The organism is Actinokineospora sp., from assembly GCF_052390155.1.
Taxonomy (GTDB): domain Bacteria; phylum Actinomycetota; class Actinomycetes; order Mycobacteriales; family Pseudonocardiaceae; genus Actinokineospora.
Genome location: NZ_JBQTHF010000016.1, coordinates 1 through 16,363, shown reverse-complemented (window position 1 = coordinate 16,363; position 16,363 = coordinate 1). Strand labels below are relative to the sequence as shown.

9 protein-coding genes are annotated in these 16,363 nt (G+C 69.0%); 6 read left to right on the top strand and 3 right to left on the bottom strand.

Annotated elements, in window-relative coordinates; all coding sequences use genetic code 11:
- Positions 1-460: 460 nt before the first annotated feature.
- A complete protein-coding gene (locus ACT4N7_RS06280) occupies positions 461-2,449 on the bottom strand; it encodes a GmrSD restriction endonuclease domain-containing protein (RefSeq protein ID WP_444827633.1) in 1,989 nt (662 codons plus the stop codon).
- A gap of 126 nt (positions 2,450-2,575) precedes the next feature.
- On the bottom strand, positions 2,576-3,604 hold the full coding sequence (locus tag ACT4N7_RS06275) for an SAVED domain-containing protein (RefSeq protein WP_444827632.1): 1,029 nt from the start codon (positions 3,602-3,604) through the stop codon (positions 2,576-2,578).
- 188 nt (positions 3,605-3,792) lie between these two features.
- Here ACT4N7_RS06275 and ACT4N7_RS06270 point away from each other — a divergent pair, with 188 nt between their 5' ends.
- The 5 genes from ACT4N7_RS06270 (at position 3,793) to ACT4N7_RS06250 (ending at position 13,805) form a co-directional block, all read left to right on the top strand.
- Positions 3,793-5,073, top strand: coding sequence for an SAVED domain-containing protein (locus tag ACT4N7_RS06270; protein WP_444827631.1), 1,281 nt, complete (start codon positions 3,793-3,795; stop codon positions 5,071-5,073).
- Positions 5,074-5,363: 290 nt separating this feature from the next.
- Positions 5,364-6,986, top strand: a complete 1,623-nt coding sequence (locus ACT4N7_RS06265; RefSeq protein ID WP_444827630.1) for a Cas10/Cmr2 second palm domain-containing protein — start codon at positions 5,364-5,366, stop codon at positions 6,984-6,986.
- Positions 6,983-10,927, top strand: a complete 3,945-nt coding sequence (locus tag ACT4N7_RS06260) for an RAMP superfamily CRISPR-associated protein (RefSeq protein ID WP_444827629.1) — start codon at positions 6,983-6,985, stop codon at positions 10,925-10,927. The genes ACT4N7_RS06265 and ACT4N7_RS06260 overlap by 4 nt, the downstream gene beginning before the upstream one ends.
- 11 nt (positions 10,928-10,938) lie before the next feature.
- Positions 10,939-11,559 carry a type III-D CRISPR-associated protein Csx19 gene (gene csx19, locus ACT4N7_RS06255; RefSeq protein ID WP_444827628.1) on the top strand — a complete coding sequence of 207 codons (621 nt, stop codon included), beginning with the start codon at positions 10,939-10,941 and terminating at the stop codon, positions 11,557-11,559.
- Complete coding sequence (locus tag ACT4N7_RS06250) at positions 11,556-13,805, top strand: TIGR03986 family type III CRISPR-associated RAMP protein (protein WP_444827627.1); 2,250 nt, start codon at positions 11,556-11,558, stop codon at positions 13,803-13,805. The genes csx19 and ACT4N7_RS06250 overlap by 4 nt, the downstream gene beginning before the upstream one ends.
- On the opposite strand, the gene cas6 is transcribed toward ACT4N7_RS06250, so the two are convergent.
- Positions 13,772-14,521, bottom strand: coding sequence for a CRISPR system precrRNA processing endoribonuclease RAMP protein Cas6 (gene cas6, locus ACT4N7_RS06245; protein ID WP_444827626.1), 750 nt, complete (start codon positions 14,519-14,521; stop codon positions 13,772-13,774). The two genes, ACT4N7_RS06250 and cas6, sit on opposite strands and share 34 nt — an antisense overlap.
- A gap of 311 nt (positions 14,522-14,832) precedes the next feature.
- Between cas6 and ACT4N7_RS06240 the strand changes: the two genes are divergently transcribed.
- Entirely contained in the window at positions 14,833-15,888 is a 1,056-nt protein-coding gene (locus ACT4N7_RS06240; protein WP_444827625.1) for a hypothetical protein, read from the top strand.
- The last annotated feature ends 475 nt before the right edge of the window (positions 15,889-16,363 follow it).

Here is a 16,363-nt window from a genome sequence, read left to right as displayed (position 1 = left end):
GCCTCAATGGTGTCCGGCTGGGAGCACCGGAATCAGGGCTCGGGGTTTTCGGGCCCTGTGACCTGCGAGGATACCTGAGGTTGCGAGCGGTCCGCGAGGGTGATCGTCGTGGGGGTGGCGCGGGTGGTGGGTTGTGGTGGTTTTGTGGTGTTGACCTGGGTGCGAGCGGTCCCCGGGGTTGGAGGTGGGACCTGACCGCTCGCGTTGATCTTGGGGTACGTGGCCGGGTGTGGGGTCAACACGCGGTACGACGGATCGAGGTTCGACTGTTGCGGCGAGGGTGAGGTCGCAGTGGAGTACAGACTGCTGGTGGTCGTCGGCTCCCGACCAGGGCGTTCGGCGTGCACCCACTGCGATGCGACGGACACCGCCCGTGCAAGCACCCGGCCACGCGTCGACGAGACCGCCGGTTCGATGTGACCGGGGTTCGTTCTCGCGCATCGACTTGTCGCGTTGTGCCTCAGTCGGTGCTGGTGACCGGGAACGAGAGGCGTTCGCCGTCCCACCTCGTCGTTTCTGGGGCGGCATAGTCCGCGATGGGCTGTGCGTCATCCTTCTCCCGGTCGAGGACGTCGCTCCATTCTGTCGCGGTGCCGGTCACCAGGAACGGGCCGAGCGGGATCTCGATCAACTCGTCATCGATTCGGACGGGCACGTTCTCGGCCGCGACAATCAGGTCGCCGTCGACACCCGCGCGGGCGGCCGAGAGGACGTTGTCCAACTCCGACACCGACATCGCCCCCGACCAGTCGATGCCCTCGCCGCGTGCGGTCGCGACGAGTACATCGTCTCCTCTGGGGTTGTCATAGCGCACGAACTCAAGAACGGAGCCGGAGATGGGGTCGGCGGGCGCGGCGGCGAGGTCGAGCCACTCGGGCTTGAACCGGTGCAGCAGCTTGGTCATGGCCTCGGCGAGAAGCACGCGTCGAGCTGCGAGGAACGACCGGTATGTGTCAGCGTCGCGCAAGGAGTCGCCCAGCGGGATCAGGTGTGCCGCGAGCTCGTCGTCGCCGAGGGTGGGGAAGTAGTGGCTGGGCGAGCGGTGGCTTATCTTGCGGTTGGCCTTGCCGGAGATGAACGCGAGGTTGGCCAGGTCGTTGATTTCGGCTTTGCTGTAGCGGGCGGCGTGGTTCTTGAGTGTCGCTTGTGGATGGATGTGGTGGTACTCCAGGGTTTGGCTGCCCTCGGCGGCTGCCGAGAGGCCGATGCCGCCCCACCAGTCCCTCGCTCCCGCCTCTTTGGCGGTCAGGAAACTCAGGAAGAAGAACGGGCTGCCCACCGATCGGCCGACCAGATCCTGTGGGGTGACCGCGAGTCCGGCGCCGATCACGCCAAGGTTGCTGAGCAGTTGGCGAACCGGGTCCCCGGTGCGTGCCGCGGGGATGTCCTGGCCGAGCCGGGTATCGGTGGAGCCGCTGTACCGGTTGCGGGTCGTCGCAACGAGGAACCAGTACAGGATCCCGTTGGCATCCATGGTGTCCAGCTTTTCGTCTGCTCGCTCTCCGAGCAATACGATCAGGGGAAGGAGGACGACCATCGACGGGAGCAGCTTGCTGTGTGATACGCCGAGGTTGTTCTGCAGCAGCGGCACCAGGTGGCGAAGTCCGCGTCGAACCGTCGTCCAGCCACGTTCGAGTTCCTCGTCGCTGGCCGCTACCAGGCGGGAATGCGACCAGGCGGACAGTCCTCGACCGAGTACCGCGCCAGTGAGGGCCCTGGTCAGGAAGGTGACGTCGACGTGCCCATATCCCCGAACGGCCCAATGGGCCGCTTCGATTTCCAGTTTCGCCAGGACGCCGGGCCAGCGTGCGGACAAGGTCGCCAATGCGAGGTCGGAAGTCTTGAGCGAACGCCCGCCGCTGTTCACCCGGACGAAGATCTGGGTGACCTCCTCGTAGGGGAAGTCACGCAACACTTCCATGTGGAACTTGTGGCCAGGGATCGCGGCCAGACGTTGCAGGCGCCTGCTGATGTCGTTCGGCGCGAGGTCGGGGTTGACCTTGTGCAGCGCGCCGACCAATTCCCATTGATCTACGCCGGGCTTGAGGACGTCGTGGACCTTGATCCATCGCGGGTCCCTCGCCGTGGCGGCGCTCTGGTTCTGGAATGTCTCTTTCTCGACGTTGAACACGATCGCGGCGTCCGAGTGGTTCTTGAGCACTCGGTGTAGCGACGTCAGGCGTTGCTGCCCGTCCAAGAGGTACAGCGGCACGACAGCCGGTTTCGCCACGGGGTCGCCGATCGAGACCGCCCTGGTCTGGGGAGCGTCGTCGGTCTGCCAGAACAGCAGCGAGCCAGACGGGTAGCCGCGATAGAGCGACTCGACGAGTTTGGCCACCTGAGTCGGCTTCCACACGTAGCCGCGTTGGATCTCCGGCAGTTTGATCTCGCCGAGCTCGATCTGACCGACCAGGGCTCCGATCTCGCGCTCGGTCTTGTCTACGGGCATGTCTGGTCGACTCCAACAGTCACGGAATGGGTTGCCTGCTCGATCAACCAGTAGTCGCGGTGCAATCGCCTTTCGTTACCAGCGGTAGAAGTCGTGCAACCGTGCGTACTCGATGTACTGGGTCGCTCAGAGCGACTCGTATCTCGTGGCGTCAGCGTTGTAGCTGAGCGGGGTCCAGGAAGTTCGTTGTTGCGCCGCAAGACGTGCGCCAAGACCGATGGAGATGGCGACTGGGCCGCTGAGCATGATGAAGCGATCGCCGCGAGTTGTTCCCGCCGCGCCGCTACTGCGCGAGACGTCGGTGATCTGCTCGACGATGGCGGCGAACGTGTCGGGATCGCGGGGGATGGTGGCGTCGTCCAGGCTGAGCAGCACGACGTTTCCGATCCTGCGGTTTCGGCACTCCTGTCGAACCGGTTCCATGAAATCGGGCCCTCTGCCTTGCAGGTCAACGGCAATCGCCATCTTGTCGGCGTCGCCGTCGGGGAACGGTTCAGCGTCGTGCACGGTGAGCATGGGCCTGTACTTCGGAGTCGGGCGCAGCGTGACAGCGGGGAAATAAGCCCCAGCGCCGTCGCCCTGGTGGACGACGGCGGTGGGGTTCGCGTTGCCGAGATACGCGCCGAACCGGAAGGCGGCCGTTAGGCGCATGGTGGGCACGATGTGGATTCGCATGGCGTCGGGGGTGAGCACGCGGGCCATGTGGATCGCGCGCATGACCAGTTCCCCGAGTTCGTCGACCTGTTGCGCGCGGTCTGAACTGTCGAGTGTGGTCGTGGCGCGAAGGGTGATGGAGAACTGGCCGCAGTAAGCCTCGGCCTGATCGTGCAAGTCTGCTCCGCGCGCCGGTTCGCGGCCGGTGTCGCGCGCGGTCACCACGATGGCGACGCTGCGGTTCCTGGTCACCGTGCGGCGCCGGAGGAACCCGGCCAGCACCAGGCCGACGCCGATCAGGAAGCAGGTCGCGAACCCCCAGCGCCCGTCCTGGTTGGTGGTCAGGAATGTTTTGATCGTCTCCGGGCCGAACGCGGTGCCCAGCGCGGTGCCGAGCACGATGACCAGGGTGCCGTCCGTGGCTGTGGCGCTGAGCGAACCTGTTTTCGCGGCGGGTGCGGCGCCTCGGACGAGCGTCAGTTCCGGCGATCCGAGGGGCATGTCGGTCTCCCGGTGCGTCCGTTGTCCGTCAGTCACTGGTGAACAGCGTCAGCCGATGCGGGCTGTAACAGCACGCAAACGATGAGCGAAGGATAGTCGTCTGCCGGATTCGTGCGGCGTTGCCTGGAGTGGGCGCGGCCATGGCGACCGATGCAGCCGTTACCGGCAGCGGAAGGTAGTGCGCGCACATGACATCGACACCCTCGTCGAGGAGATCCGCGGTTGTTGGGCAGGTGGTCGGTGTCCGGGAACTCGCGCCGGTGTTCATCAGCTATCGCACCTCGGACGGGCGCGAGCTTGCCGAAGGACTCGCGTGGGCGCTGCGGGCGACCGGAGTCCCGGTGTGGCACGACGTCACGGACCTGCCTCCCGGCGACACGACCCTCCGACTGCGCGAGGCACTGACATCCGGCTTGTCGGGCGCCGTTCTGATCGTCACCCCGGACATGGTGCGGTCCGACGTGGTCAGAGACGTCGAGGTGCCGGAGTTGCTCCGCCTCGCGCGCGACCCGGCGTTCACCTTCGCCGTGGGCAGCGTGATCAACGGCGATCCCGCAACCGGTGCCGCCCTTGACTTCCATGCCCCGGACACCCTTCTCGGCCTGCCGGTCGGGACGCTGTCCGGGTTCAAGCAGTACTCGATGCTCGACCGTGCAAGCATCGCCGAACTCACCACCGTGATAGCCAGGCAGCGAATGAAGGCGGTCGCACGCCTCGGCGACACCGAACTGCTCATGGACATCCAGACCCGCCTCGGGCCACAGGGAACTCCTGAGGCTCCGCTCGCGGTGCGCACCCGGCCGCTCGGACAGGGCACGCGGGTGCCGAGCCGAGCGGTGTGGTCGGACTTGGCGCCCTTCCTCGCGGACTTGCCCAACCTGCTGTCGATCGCAGGCACGCGGCATCTGCGCGTTCAGGGCGGGGCGCACCACAGCATCGCGTTCGCGGTGGGTGCCGCCGTTCCGATTCCAAGCGGCCGCCTGGTGACCATCGACGACCAGGGCAGCGCGAGTTGGGGAAAGCCGGAGCCGGAGCCCGAGCCGATCGCACTCAGCGTTACCACTGAGAACCTGACTGCTCAACCACTCGCGCCTGTCGCTGTCTTCGTCGACCTCGTGCCGACACTGTGTGGGGGCGAGTTCGACACCTACGTCGCCAGTCACCCCGGCCGGTACGCAGGCCAGATGCAGATTCGACGCGCGGAGGGCGCGAAGATTCCGGCAGTGGCAGCCAATGGGCTCGTCGCTGATGTCGCGCAACGGATACACGCGCACGCTGTCGATGCGGGCACTCGGCAGGTACACCTGTTCCTCCGAGTCCCATTCCCCATCGCCGTGCTCCTCGGGCGCTCGCTCAACACCCTTGCGGTCACCCTGCACGAACTGGAGGACAACGCGGCGGTCCCCTACTACGTCGAGGTCGCCACCGTGGCATCCGGCCGCGGCGGCGGTCCGGTCCTGCCCGGATGATCGCGCGCTCCCGACGAGAGCCGTTGCGGGCGAGTGGCCTGGTCAGGGTGTGGTGGCCTACGGTGTGCTCGTCGCCAGGTCCGCCAGCACGGCGGGTCCAGCCCCTGCGGACTGTCCTGTGCGACATCCCGGATCGGATTGAGATGGCAGGGGAGTCACTGGCGCACATGCTGCCGGTCGTGGTGGGCGACGGTGAAAGCTGTCGCCCACCTGCGGTTTCCGTGACCGGCGCGGTTTCGTCCGTCTGTATCCGATGAACGGAATTTCTCCTGATACGCGGAGGCCAACAGGTGCACGCTGTGTTGCTGGACGTGCTGGGCAAGCAGTCCTACATCTTCAGCACCAACAAGCTCCGAGAGGCCGCGGGCGCGTCGGGGTTGGTCGCCGAGATCACCACCGAGTGGCTGGACGCGACGATCAAAGACCTCGAAGCGGCGGAGCCAGGGACAACGGTCACGCAGGTCGTGTCCGTGTCAGGACGCGCACTGCACATGGTCAGCGCGGCCGACCCCGCGAAGGAAGCGGAAGCGTGCCGCACCCTGGTGCGTGAGGTGAGCACGCGTGCGCTGCGGCCGGTCCAACAGGTGAAGACGGATGTTGTCGCCTGCGGTGTGCACGTGTTGGGGGTGTGGCTGGAGCTGCCCGATGGCCGCACGGAGCTGGTTCCGTGCGACGTGCGGGATCTGGAACGGCTCTTGGCCGACGTGCGTGCGCGCGGCGCGCAGCCCCAGGCCCGGCTGCCCCGGCTGCCGGTGGTGGCGGCCTGCGCGACCAGCGACCTGCCCGCCGCGGGGTTGCTCGACGACGGCTCCGGTGACGGCGCGGAGCCGTTGTCGGCCGCGAGCATCGCCAAGCGCGCCGCGAACTGGCGGGGGCGTCATCAACTGCGCGAGCGCCTGGGTGACGGGGGGGAGCTGATCGCGGCAGGCGACCTGGAGTCGGTGCTGCGCGGCGACGTCAAATGGCTCGGCGTGGTGCACGCCGACGGCAACGGGATCGGGGATCTGATCCGGGGGCTCGGCGACGGCTCCTATCAGGACCGTTTCCACGAGTTCAGTGTCGCGCTGGACAAGTGCACCCACGCTGCCTTGGTCGACGCGGTCAAGTGGTTGCGGGAGGTCCGCGACGCGGCCGATCCGGTCCGGGCGGGCCAAGCGTTGCCGCTCGTGCCGCTGATCGCCAGCGGCGACGATCTGACCGCGCTGGTCGACGGCGACTACGCGTTGCCGTTTGTCGCCGAGTACCTGCGTGCGTTCGAGCGCCACAGCGCTGTGGGAGTGCTCGCCGAGGAGGCCGCTCGACATGGCGGGGCCGGCCACCTGACCGCCGCGGCCGGGGTCGCGGTGGTCAAGCCGCACTTCCCGTTCTCGATTGCCTATCGGCTGTGTGAGCAGGCGTGCGACTCGGCTAAGGCGTTGTCGCGGCAGGCCAGGGTGTCCGCGTTGGACTGGCAGGTGCACTACGACTCGATCGGGCGGGACCTCGCCGAGATCCGCAGAAGTCCGCGCGGCCTGCTGCGCCGCCCCTTCGCTGTCCTGCGCGAGAACCTGCCCGTGCCCGATGCCGCGCGCGGGCGTGATTGGCGGGAGCTGGAACGGCTCGCCCGCGAGGTACCCGTCCTCGCTCATCCGGAACCGGGTGAGGCGTTGCCCGCCACACAGCTCTACCGGTTGCGCGCCGAACTCGTCGACAATGGCCGTGACGCCGCGGAGCGGTTGTTCGGCCACCTGCTCAAGCGCCCGGAACTGGGCGGGTTGCTCGGGCAACTCGGCCAGACCCTGTTTACCGACGTGCCCACGTTGTCCGGTGCGGCAACCGAACCGTCGACTTTGCTGCTGGACTTCCTCGACGCCGACTTCATCGATCCCACCCGCCGAGCAGGCGGCCCCGCGCAAGGAGAGCTGGTCCGATGACCCCGGTTCCGCTGCCCACCTCGGCGACGCTGCGGGTGCACACCTTGTCCGACTGGCATGTCGGGTCGGGTGCGGGCGCGCAGGCGGGGGTGAACGCGCTGATCCGGCGAGACAGCGACGAGCTGCCCTACCTGCCGGGCACCACGCTCACCGGCGTCTATCGGGAGTCCTGCCTACAGGTCGCGCTCGGACTCGACGGCGGCACGCCCGGGCAGTGGACGCGCTGGCACCGATACCTGTTCGGCAACCGGAACTCCGATGTGGACAGTCACGCGCCTGCTGCCGCGGCACTGCGGGTACGGTCGGCTCGGGTGTCGGAATCGCTGCGCGCGCGCCTGGCCGGGGCCACGGAATTGGCCAGGGCCACCACGTTCGTCAAGCCGGGGGTGGCGATCGACCGGGACACCGGTCGGGCGCAGGAGCGCATGGTGCGGTTCGTCGAGATGGCCAGAGCCGGGCTGGAGCTGACCGGGCCGTTGGAGCTCGACGCCGACCTCAGCGGTGACGAGCGCACCGCCGCGACGGTCTTGCTCGTCCTGGGCGCTGCCTGGTTGCGGGCCCTGGGTGGGGACCGGCGCCGCGGTAGCGGCGAGGTCGAGGTCGCCGTGGTTGCTGACGGATGTCCTGAGTGGACGAACTGGGTCGATTCGTGTGCCGAGTGGGCTGCCGCCACCGAACCGCCCGCCCCGCCCGCCCGGTCCGACACCGCCGACCCGCTGGGCTTCACCCGCGCCTCGGTGCGGGGCGACGAGGACTGGGTGCGGATCCCGCTGGAGTTCACCACCGTGGACGCGGTTCGCTGCCCAAGGGCCACCCTGGGCAACGTCGTGCACGGACACGACCACCTGCCAGGCACCGCGCTGCTCGCGTGGGTGCTGCGCACACTGGAGGGTCCGCAGCCGCTGCGGCTGGCGCTGGCCACCGGTGCCGCGGTGGTGACCAACGCGTTGCCCGCCATCGACGGGCAGCCCGCTCGCCCGGCGCCCGCCGCGCTCGGCGCGATCAAGCACGCCGCCGACGGCGTCCTGCACAACCAACTCCTCGGCCAACACGACGGCGTGCGGGGCCTGCGCACCGGATGGGTCGCCCAGGACGGGCCCGACCGGGTGCGTGTCGTGTCCAGGAACACCCGGCTGATCACCCACAACGTGGTCACCGAGCACACCGGCAGGCCGACCGGCGAGGACGGCGGGGTGTTCACCGTCGAGGCCATCCCGGCGGGCCGGGTTCTCCGCGGCGAACTGCGGCTCGCCCCCCAGGTCCGCCGCGACCTGGACGTAGCCCTCGGCTCCGGCTGGCAGACGCGGCTGGCCGGGCAGGCCCGGATCGGCGCCGCCAGCAAGAGCGAGTACGGCCGGGTGCGGGTTGAGGTCGGTGCGCCCGCCGACGTGGCGGCGCCGCCGGTGCCGACCGATAAGTTCACCGTGTGGGCGCTCGCGGACGTACTGGTGCGTGACAGCAGGCTGCGCTTGAGCGGTCGGGTCGAGGACGTGGTGGCCGCGGTGGGGGCGTGTCTCGGCGCGCGGGTCGAGCGGGTCGAATCGCAGACCCGCACCGGTCGAACCGAGTCCTGGCAGGGGTCGTGGCGGCTGCCCCGGCCGTCGCTGGTGGGTCTCGCCGCCGGGTCCTGCCTGCTGCTGCGCGTGGCCCAGGGGCCAGTCGATCCGGCCCGGTGGCGCGCACTCGTGTCCGCGGGCATCGGGGAGCGCCGCGGCGAGGGATTCGGCCAGGTCGCGGTGGACGCCGACCTGCTCAGCAGACCATCGGTGACCATTGCGGGCACCGCGCAGGATCCCGAGACAGCACCGAGTCCGCCCGCCGTGTCCGGCGAGTTGAGCGAACGCGACCGGACCTATCTGGACGTCGTGACCAGGGCGGCGTTGCGCCGGGTACTGGTGCGACGGGTCGCCGAGGACGATTCGGACGCCCGGCACCGCCTGACCGCCGCGCTGCGCTCGGTCAGCAGGTCACAGCGCGGTGCCGTTCGCGAGCTGGTGTCGGCGGTGAACATCCCGGGCGTAGACGCCCGGCTGGACGCGTTCCTGGTCCGGCGGGCCAAACGCGGCGCCATCGCGGGACTCGTCGACACTCTCGCCGCCCTGCGTGGGCCAACCGACAATCATCTGCCCGTTCTGGTCGCAGATGCCGCCGAGGAGTTGGGCATGTCCGCGGCGCCGTCTGCCGCACTGCTCGACGCGTTCAGCCTGTTCGTGCTCGACGTCCTCGCCAACATCGATGCCGAGCGATCCGGGCCTTCCCGCCCGCCGAACTCCGCCGCTGCGCCACGAAAATCGGTGATTCCGCCTGCCGCCGCCCCGAGGCGGACACATCGGGACACCGCGGGTAGATCCTCCGCGAGCAAGATCCGGCAGGGGGCACGCCGACAGCGCTACCGGCAGGTGCACACCCGGTGGGAGCTGACCGCGACCCTGGTCGCCAGGACGCCGTTGCACGTCGGCGGTACTCACGACGATCCCTACCTCGACCTCACCGTGGCCCGCGACGGCCGCGGCGAACCGTATGTGCCGGGCACCTCGCTGGCGGGCGTGCTCCGCTCCTGGTGGGACCGGCGCGAGGGAACGGACCGGACCACCGCGGTGTGGGACGGCACCGCGCGCCGGGACCCAGACGGGGGAGCGGGCGCCGGGGAACCGCTATTGGCCAGTCTGATCACGGTGGCCGACGCCCCGCTGCGCGCCCGCGACGGGTCGGCCCCGGTTCCGGCTATCCGCGACGGCGTCGGCATCGACCGGCGCAGCGGCGCGGCCGCCTACCGAGTGAAATACGAACGCGAGATCCTGCCCGCAGGCACCACCCTGTTCCTGCGACTAGTCGCCGAGGACGTCGAAACCGGCCAGGACGGGCGGACCGCCCTGGCCGACGGGCTGCACGCGCTGGCCGCCGCACTGCGGGACGAGGGACTGGTGCTCGGCGCGGCGACCACCCGCGGCCTCGGTCGCCTCGTCGCTGCCCCTGGCAGCGTCGAGTTGCGGTCCGCCGACATCCGCAACCGCACCGGCATTCTCGCCGCGATCACCCGCGGCGCCCCGCGCACGGCCGAGTACCCCGTTCCCGTCGGCGGTGCCGCGGCCGAGCGGCCCGGTCCCAGGGTCCTGCGCCTCACCCTCGGCTGGCGCCCCGACGGGCCGCTGCTCGTCGGGGCGAACGTCCAGGCCGAACGCGTGCACCTGCTACCTCTGATGGACGCCCACCCGGACACCGGCGAGCCGGTACCCGTACTGCCCGGATCGTCGGTCAAGGGGATCGTCCGGTCCGAAGTGGAGCGCTCGGTGCGGACGGTCCTCAACCTGTCCGCCACAGGCGACTTCACCTTGTCACATCGCGTGCTCGCGCTCGCCTGCCCCCCGTTCGAAGCGCTGTTCGGCAGCCAGGATCGGCGCGGTGCACTGTCCATTTCGGACACCTATGCCGAGTTGCCCGCCGCCGCGCTGAGCCACCAGCGGTGGCGCGATTACCTCACCCGCGCCGACGACCGGGCCGGGCCGCCGGTCGACGGCTGGCAGGAGGCGACCCACGTCGCTGTCGACCGGTGGAGCGGCGGCGCGTCCGACGGCATGCTCTACACCGTGCTGGAGCCCCACGGTGTTACCTGGCAACCACTGCGCTTCGACATCGACCTGACCCGATTCGACGTCGACAGCACGCGCTCGGCCGCGATCACCCTGCTGCTCTACGCGGTCGCCGCGCTGACCGCGGGCACCGTCCCCTTCGGACATGGCGGCACCCGCGGCCTCGGCGCCGTGCGAATCGACCGGATCGACATCTCCGCCGGAGAACACACCGAAGGCCTTCCTGCCGGCTGGAACGAGCACACGCTCACCCTCGACGGCGACGCGGGCACCCGCCGGGCCGCGGTCCTCGCCCTCGCCCGCGACCTCTGGCCCGACCCCGCGATCTGGACTCAACACCTTGAGGCCTAAGGAGACCACCGATGACCACGCTGTACTGGGCGAGCGCCGAGTCGATCACGGTCACCGACGCCGTGGACGCAGCCGGGTTCCCCGACCCACCGACGGGACTGGTGAGCACCACCGCCTGGCACGGCTTCGTCCGGGCCCACGGCGGCCTGCTGGACCGCGGTGGGCCGCCGCTTGATCCCACGACGGTGTTCGACGCCCGGTTCTTCGCCGAGGGCCCGATCGAGCTGCGCTGGGTGCACGAATCGGCCGGGCTCGGCCGAGCCGTGCTGCTCGCGCAGGACGACGTCGTCGTCTCCCGCGCCGGAACCCCGTTCGGCGCCGCGGACTCCCACCCAGTGCACGCCACCTTCGAGCAGACCCTGATGCTGTGGGGGACGCCGGACGGCGCCCCGTCCGACGGTTGGCAATCGTTGCGCGAGCACCGGATCGGCACCCTGCGCGTACCCGGCCTCCCCGCCGCGCCAGCAGCCGTTGCGCGCGCCGGGCTGCTGCTGCGCGAGTACGTCGCCCAGGACGACTACGGCAACGCCTACGTGCTCGACGAACTGCTCCACGGCATCCGATGGCAGGACACCACCACGTGGGAACGTTCCGACAGCGAGGCCTCGACAGGGCAGGAGGCCGCGGCGTGACCGGCACCGACAAGTTCCACAACCCCTACCACTTCGTGCCCGCGCTGGACAGCGACGCACTCGACCAGCGGCTGGGCAGGCACGCGCCCGCGGGCCACGACCGCCTGCACCACGACCGGTGGACCGGGCGGCTCGCCGTCACCCTCACCACCGTGACCCCGCTGCTCATCCCCGACGCGGGCACCACTGCGCCCAACGGCCACCGCACCTTCGGCACCCGCGTCGCGGACGTCGACGGCGAGCGGCGCGTGTACCTGCCGCCCACGTCGATCAAAGGCGCGCTGCGCTCGGTGTACGAGGCCGTCACGAACTCCCGGATGGGCGTGTTCGACCACCCCGCCCCGCTCGGCTACCGCCCCGACGCCCGCAGCGGCCTGAACGTGCACCCCGTACTCGTCCGGCTCACCGCCGACGGCAAGCCCGCCGCGGCCATGGCCTGCCTCTGGCTGGACTACGGCAACGACTCCGCCATGATCAAGGGCGCCGCGCTGCCCATGTACCGGGGTCCCGCTTGCCGCTACCCGGACGGCACAGTTCCCGTGCATGGCGACAAGGCGTCGGCCTGGGTGGAACTGGTGGAACACCTCGGTCGCGCGTCCTACCGGTACTGGCGGGTGGTGTCGATCTGGCGCAGCGGCGCCGACACCGATCAGGCGCGACCGGCCGACCTCGGCGCCGCCTCGCGCGGATCGGCGAACCACCAACCACTCGGCCCCGGCGCGCTGTTGCGCGGATTCGTCCACCGCACCAACGCGAACATCACCGGCAAGCACGACGAACGCCTGTTCCCCGTCGAGTGCGTCCATGCCGATCCCGGGGTGCAGACCAACCCCCGCACACAACTGCGCATGGACGACGCGGGTACGCGCTACCGGGATCTGATCGCCGACTACCGGGCCCAGCACCTGACCGAACGCCGCAACGACATTTCGAGTCGGCGCAAACCCGATGGCAGTACAGCGAAACCGTGGGAGACCTACCAGTCGGCGAACAAGACGGTGTTCGCGTGGTCGCGCCACCTCTACGACGCGCCAGGCGTACCCGGGCAAGGCACCGACGTCCTGCGCCCCGATTCCTGGGTCAGTTGCTACGCGCTGCGCGAGGGCGACCTGATCACTGAACTGCTCCCCGTGCTGATCAGCCGCAGGCTCCACGCCAACAGCCCGGCGGAACTATTGCCCGATGGCATCGCTCCCGCCGAGTCGCTTGCCGAGTTGTCCCCGGCGGACCGCGTGTTCGGCTGGGTCCGCCAATCCACCCGCGACGACGACGCAGAGGACGCCCCGGACACCGCGTGGCGCGGAGCCCTGCGCATCGGCCCCGTACACGGCCCCCTTGCCGCCGACGCCGTCGAACACCTCGGCGACGGCATCCCACTGGAGATCCTGTCCGCGCCCAAGCCCTCCCAAGGCCGGTTCTACACCGCCGCCCGCGACAACAACGGCGTCCCGACACCGCTCGAACGCCGTGCGGGCAAAGAGAGCTTCTTCGCCGATCACCGAGTTGTCCGAGGCCGCAAGGTGTACCCGCACCAGCGCGCCGCAGAACAGGTCGACTACTGGAACACCACCGCCCAAGACCGAGAGTTCCGCCGAGGCGGTGACACACGTGACGACCAGAACCGCACCATGACCACCTGGGTCCGCGTCGAGCAGGAATTCACCTTCACCATCGACCTGCGCAACGTCAGTGACCTCGAACTCGGCGCCCTGCTGTGGATACTCGACCCCGACCAGTTCGGGCGGCCCAACAATCCAGGCAGACACCGCATCGGCGGCGGCAAACCACTCGGCTTCGGCTCGGTCGAACTACGCCTGGCCGAGAGCGGACACGACCTGCGCCGAGGCACCGACTGGTGCGACGACTTCCGCACACTGGGCCAGACCGCACCGGACACCGAAACAAGGTGGCGCGCCCTACCGGCAACCTTCGAGACCGTGCTCACCGCCACCCCCGCCGGGCGCGCACTGTGCGCGGCGATCCGCGCCGCCGCCGTTGGCTACGACGACAAACACCCCGTGCACTACCCCAGACTGACACCGTCGAAAGACCCCAACGGCGAGAACTACCGGTGGTTCGTGGAGAACGAGAAGAACCGAGTTGTCGGTGGCCGAGGCGGCAAGGTCAAAGACGCCGAACCACTGCCCGCCTTCGGCACACCCCTGCCTCTCGACACGAAGCCGAAAGACTCCGGTACACCACCTGGCAGCGGCTATCGCGGTGGCTCCGGCCGGAGACGGACATAACCCATACCCATCGCCGTGCGATCACCCATCCCCGCGAAACAACCGAACCGCGCCAACGCGTCGACCCCACGCAACGCGACCTCCGACAGCCGTGCCGACGCGGCGAGCCGCCAACCAACCCACCCCACCGACCCGACCCGGTAGCCGTTCTCGTTGCCCCGCTGTGACGGCTCCACCAGGTGCTCGGCCAACCGGACAGCACCCGCACAAGTCTCCAGATGCTCATCGATCGCCCCACGAACCAGCCCCGGCAAGACACAACCCGGCGGCGCGAACGCAGCCCACCGATCGGCAAGATTGGTGAACACCCGAACCGCATCCGGCCACGGCTGCTGCCGCCGCGCACCCTGCCCCCGCGCCGTCGCGAAACTCACCGGCGTGATCAGATCGAACTCCCATGTCGCACGAGGTTCGGCCTCCCGCACGATCTGCTCGTAGGGCACCGACTCCACAGACTCCGCCGACACAACCCGATACTCCGTCCGTCCGATAAGGACAGACGAGGTCGCGTTGAGCCCGGCCAACACCGTGGCAGTGTGCGCATCGTCGAGCACACTCACCGCGAACCCTGCCGAACACCCGGGCGTCGTGGGCGCCAGATCGTCATCGCCGAGCAGCGGAGTGAGGGTGAAACCCTTGAACTTCGGCGAATCATGCATCCGCCCGGCCAACACTTCATCCACCTGCCGCACCGCCTTGAGCACGACCGCGTACACCGCGGGCCCGGTGTGCGGCGGCGGAACCGCCCGCCCGTCGACCGGAACGAGCCTCACCTCGATCCGAGCAGGCACCCGCCACCCCCGTTCGTTTCCAGCTACCCCCGCACTACCTCCAGACGGACGAGACATCCCAGAGTGTCCAGTTCAGAGGGGGAACCTCAGCTTCACCAAGGACCCGACGGACGACGGTGCGGATGTTGCCGAGCGACCCGCGCGGTGTCACACTCCCACCCATGAGATCGCCACCAGATCGAACCACCGCAGCTTGTGCACAAGTCACCCCGCTGGCATCTGAGAGGACAAGACCGTTGACTTCGCCCCACTTCGCGGTGGGCGATATCGCTGACGCGGACGACCGGGTCGCCCGGTCCGCGTTCACGCTGACATTCGCTCCCGCCACCAATCGCTTCCTACACCGGTACATCGCGCCCGTCGTGCACGTCCGTCGACGGTGTCCCGAACACCAGGTCAGCGCCTGGCCAGGTGCCGACCTCTGCGACCGATGCGCTGATCACGTCGACGCCTACCTGGACCGCCAGTTCCGCCGAGTGCGGTCCGCCTTGTCGTCCGCCGACCGGCCCCCGAACCGCGAGTTCGCTTCCCTGCTTGACTTCTTGGCCTCCCCTGAGGCTAAGCGAATTCCCGTCGAACACGGCCAACACGCGTTATCCACCTTGGCGAGTGGGAAATCGGACGGGCCGCCGTGGGCCAGACGCGGCTACTTCCAACTCGTCCGCGGACCGGTCGAGAACGTCATCGCGGACCTGTGGCGCCGCGAGATGCCGCTTCGCGGCGCGAGTGCCCGGCCGGACCGGGATCTGCTGACCTCCAAGTGGGCCCAGAAGATCATTCCCGACGCTGGACAGCGTGAGATCGTCGTAAAGCACGTGCTCGGTCTTCGCGCGCCAAGCTCCGTCTCCGGGAGTTCGTCCCACACGCCCGAGCTTCTGCGCGCCGGCCTCGACCTGCTCCTGCGTGGTAATCCCGAGTTCTACCACGGAAATGTGACGGGTCCGCAGATGATGCGGCGGACGGTGGCAGAGCCAGGACCGGAACTCGACCACGGAAGTCCGATGTGGACGGTGCCTGACTCCGTTCTGCCGCCCGCGGTTCCCCACTCACAGCGAGAACGCTGCCGCGCAGCCGTCCGCGAATTCTTGTCCGGTCGACAGTATTCAGCCAAGCCCGCCCGGAGATTCCTCGCGGACATGTGCGACGTGGCCTACAGTCGCCGCAACGTCGAACTTGCCATCAGCGCGAAACGACTGAACCCAACCGGCGAAGTTGATCTGCTGGGCCGGATCGGCTGTCTCGCCATAGAGGCAGGACTCGACTGGTTGGATGACCACCTGTCAGCACCCTGACAGACCGATCGCTAGGCGGGTGACCCCGCTTGGCGCCCAGACAAGGGCACCCTCCGGTGTGCGACACCGGAGGGTGCCCTTGTGCCGCGCCACGCCGGAACCGACTTGATCGACACCGCGTGACTGGCCCGGTCGCACTGGTGTCCGACCGAACGCGCGGGATCAGCGATGACGTGCCACAAAGCGCACATGCGAGTTGGAGTGCCGAGTGATGTCCGGCAGAGATCATCGAAATCAGGTGCCCGCACCGACGTGAAGTCCGCCTGTAGCCCGGGCGGCCATCGTGTTCGGCAGAAGCCCCGGAATCAGATGTACCACTTCCGCTCGCCCTACAGCATCGGGTTCGCCTCAATGGTGTCCGGCTGGGAGCACCGGAATCAGACCTCGCCTACCTTCAGGCCCACCAGCTGCTGCACGCCTCAATGGTGACCGGCTGGGAGCACCGGAATCAGACCTCGCCTCCCTTCAGGCCCAC

Bases quoted from the DNA above. Each gene is read 5' to 3' on its own strand.
- ACT4N7_RS06280 (WP_444827633.1), bottom strand. From the start codon at position 2,449: ATGCCCGTAGACAAGACCGAGCGCGAGATCGGAGCCCTGGTCGGTCAG.
- ACT4N7_RS06275 (WP_444827632.1), bottom strand. From the start codon at position 3,604: ATGCCCCTCGGATCGCCGGAACTGACGCTCGTCCGAGGCGCCGCACCC.
- ACT4N7_RS06270 (WP_444827631.1), top strand. From the start codon at position 3,793: ATGACATCGACACCCTCGTCGAGGAGATCCGCGGTTGTTGGGCAGGTG.
- ACT4N7_RS06260 (WP_444827629.1), top strand. From the start codon at position 6,983: ATGACCCCGGTTCCGCTGCCCACCTCGGCGACGCTGCGGGTGCACACC.
- csx19 (WP_444827628.1), top strand. From the start codon at position 10,939: ATGACCACGCTGTACTGGGCGAGCGCCGAGTCGATCACGGTCACCGAC.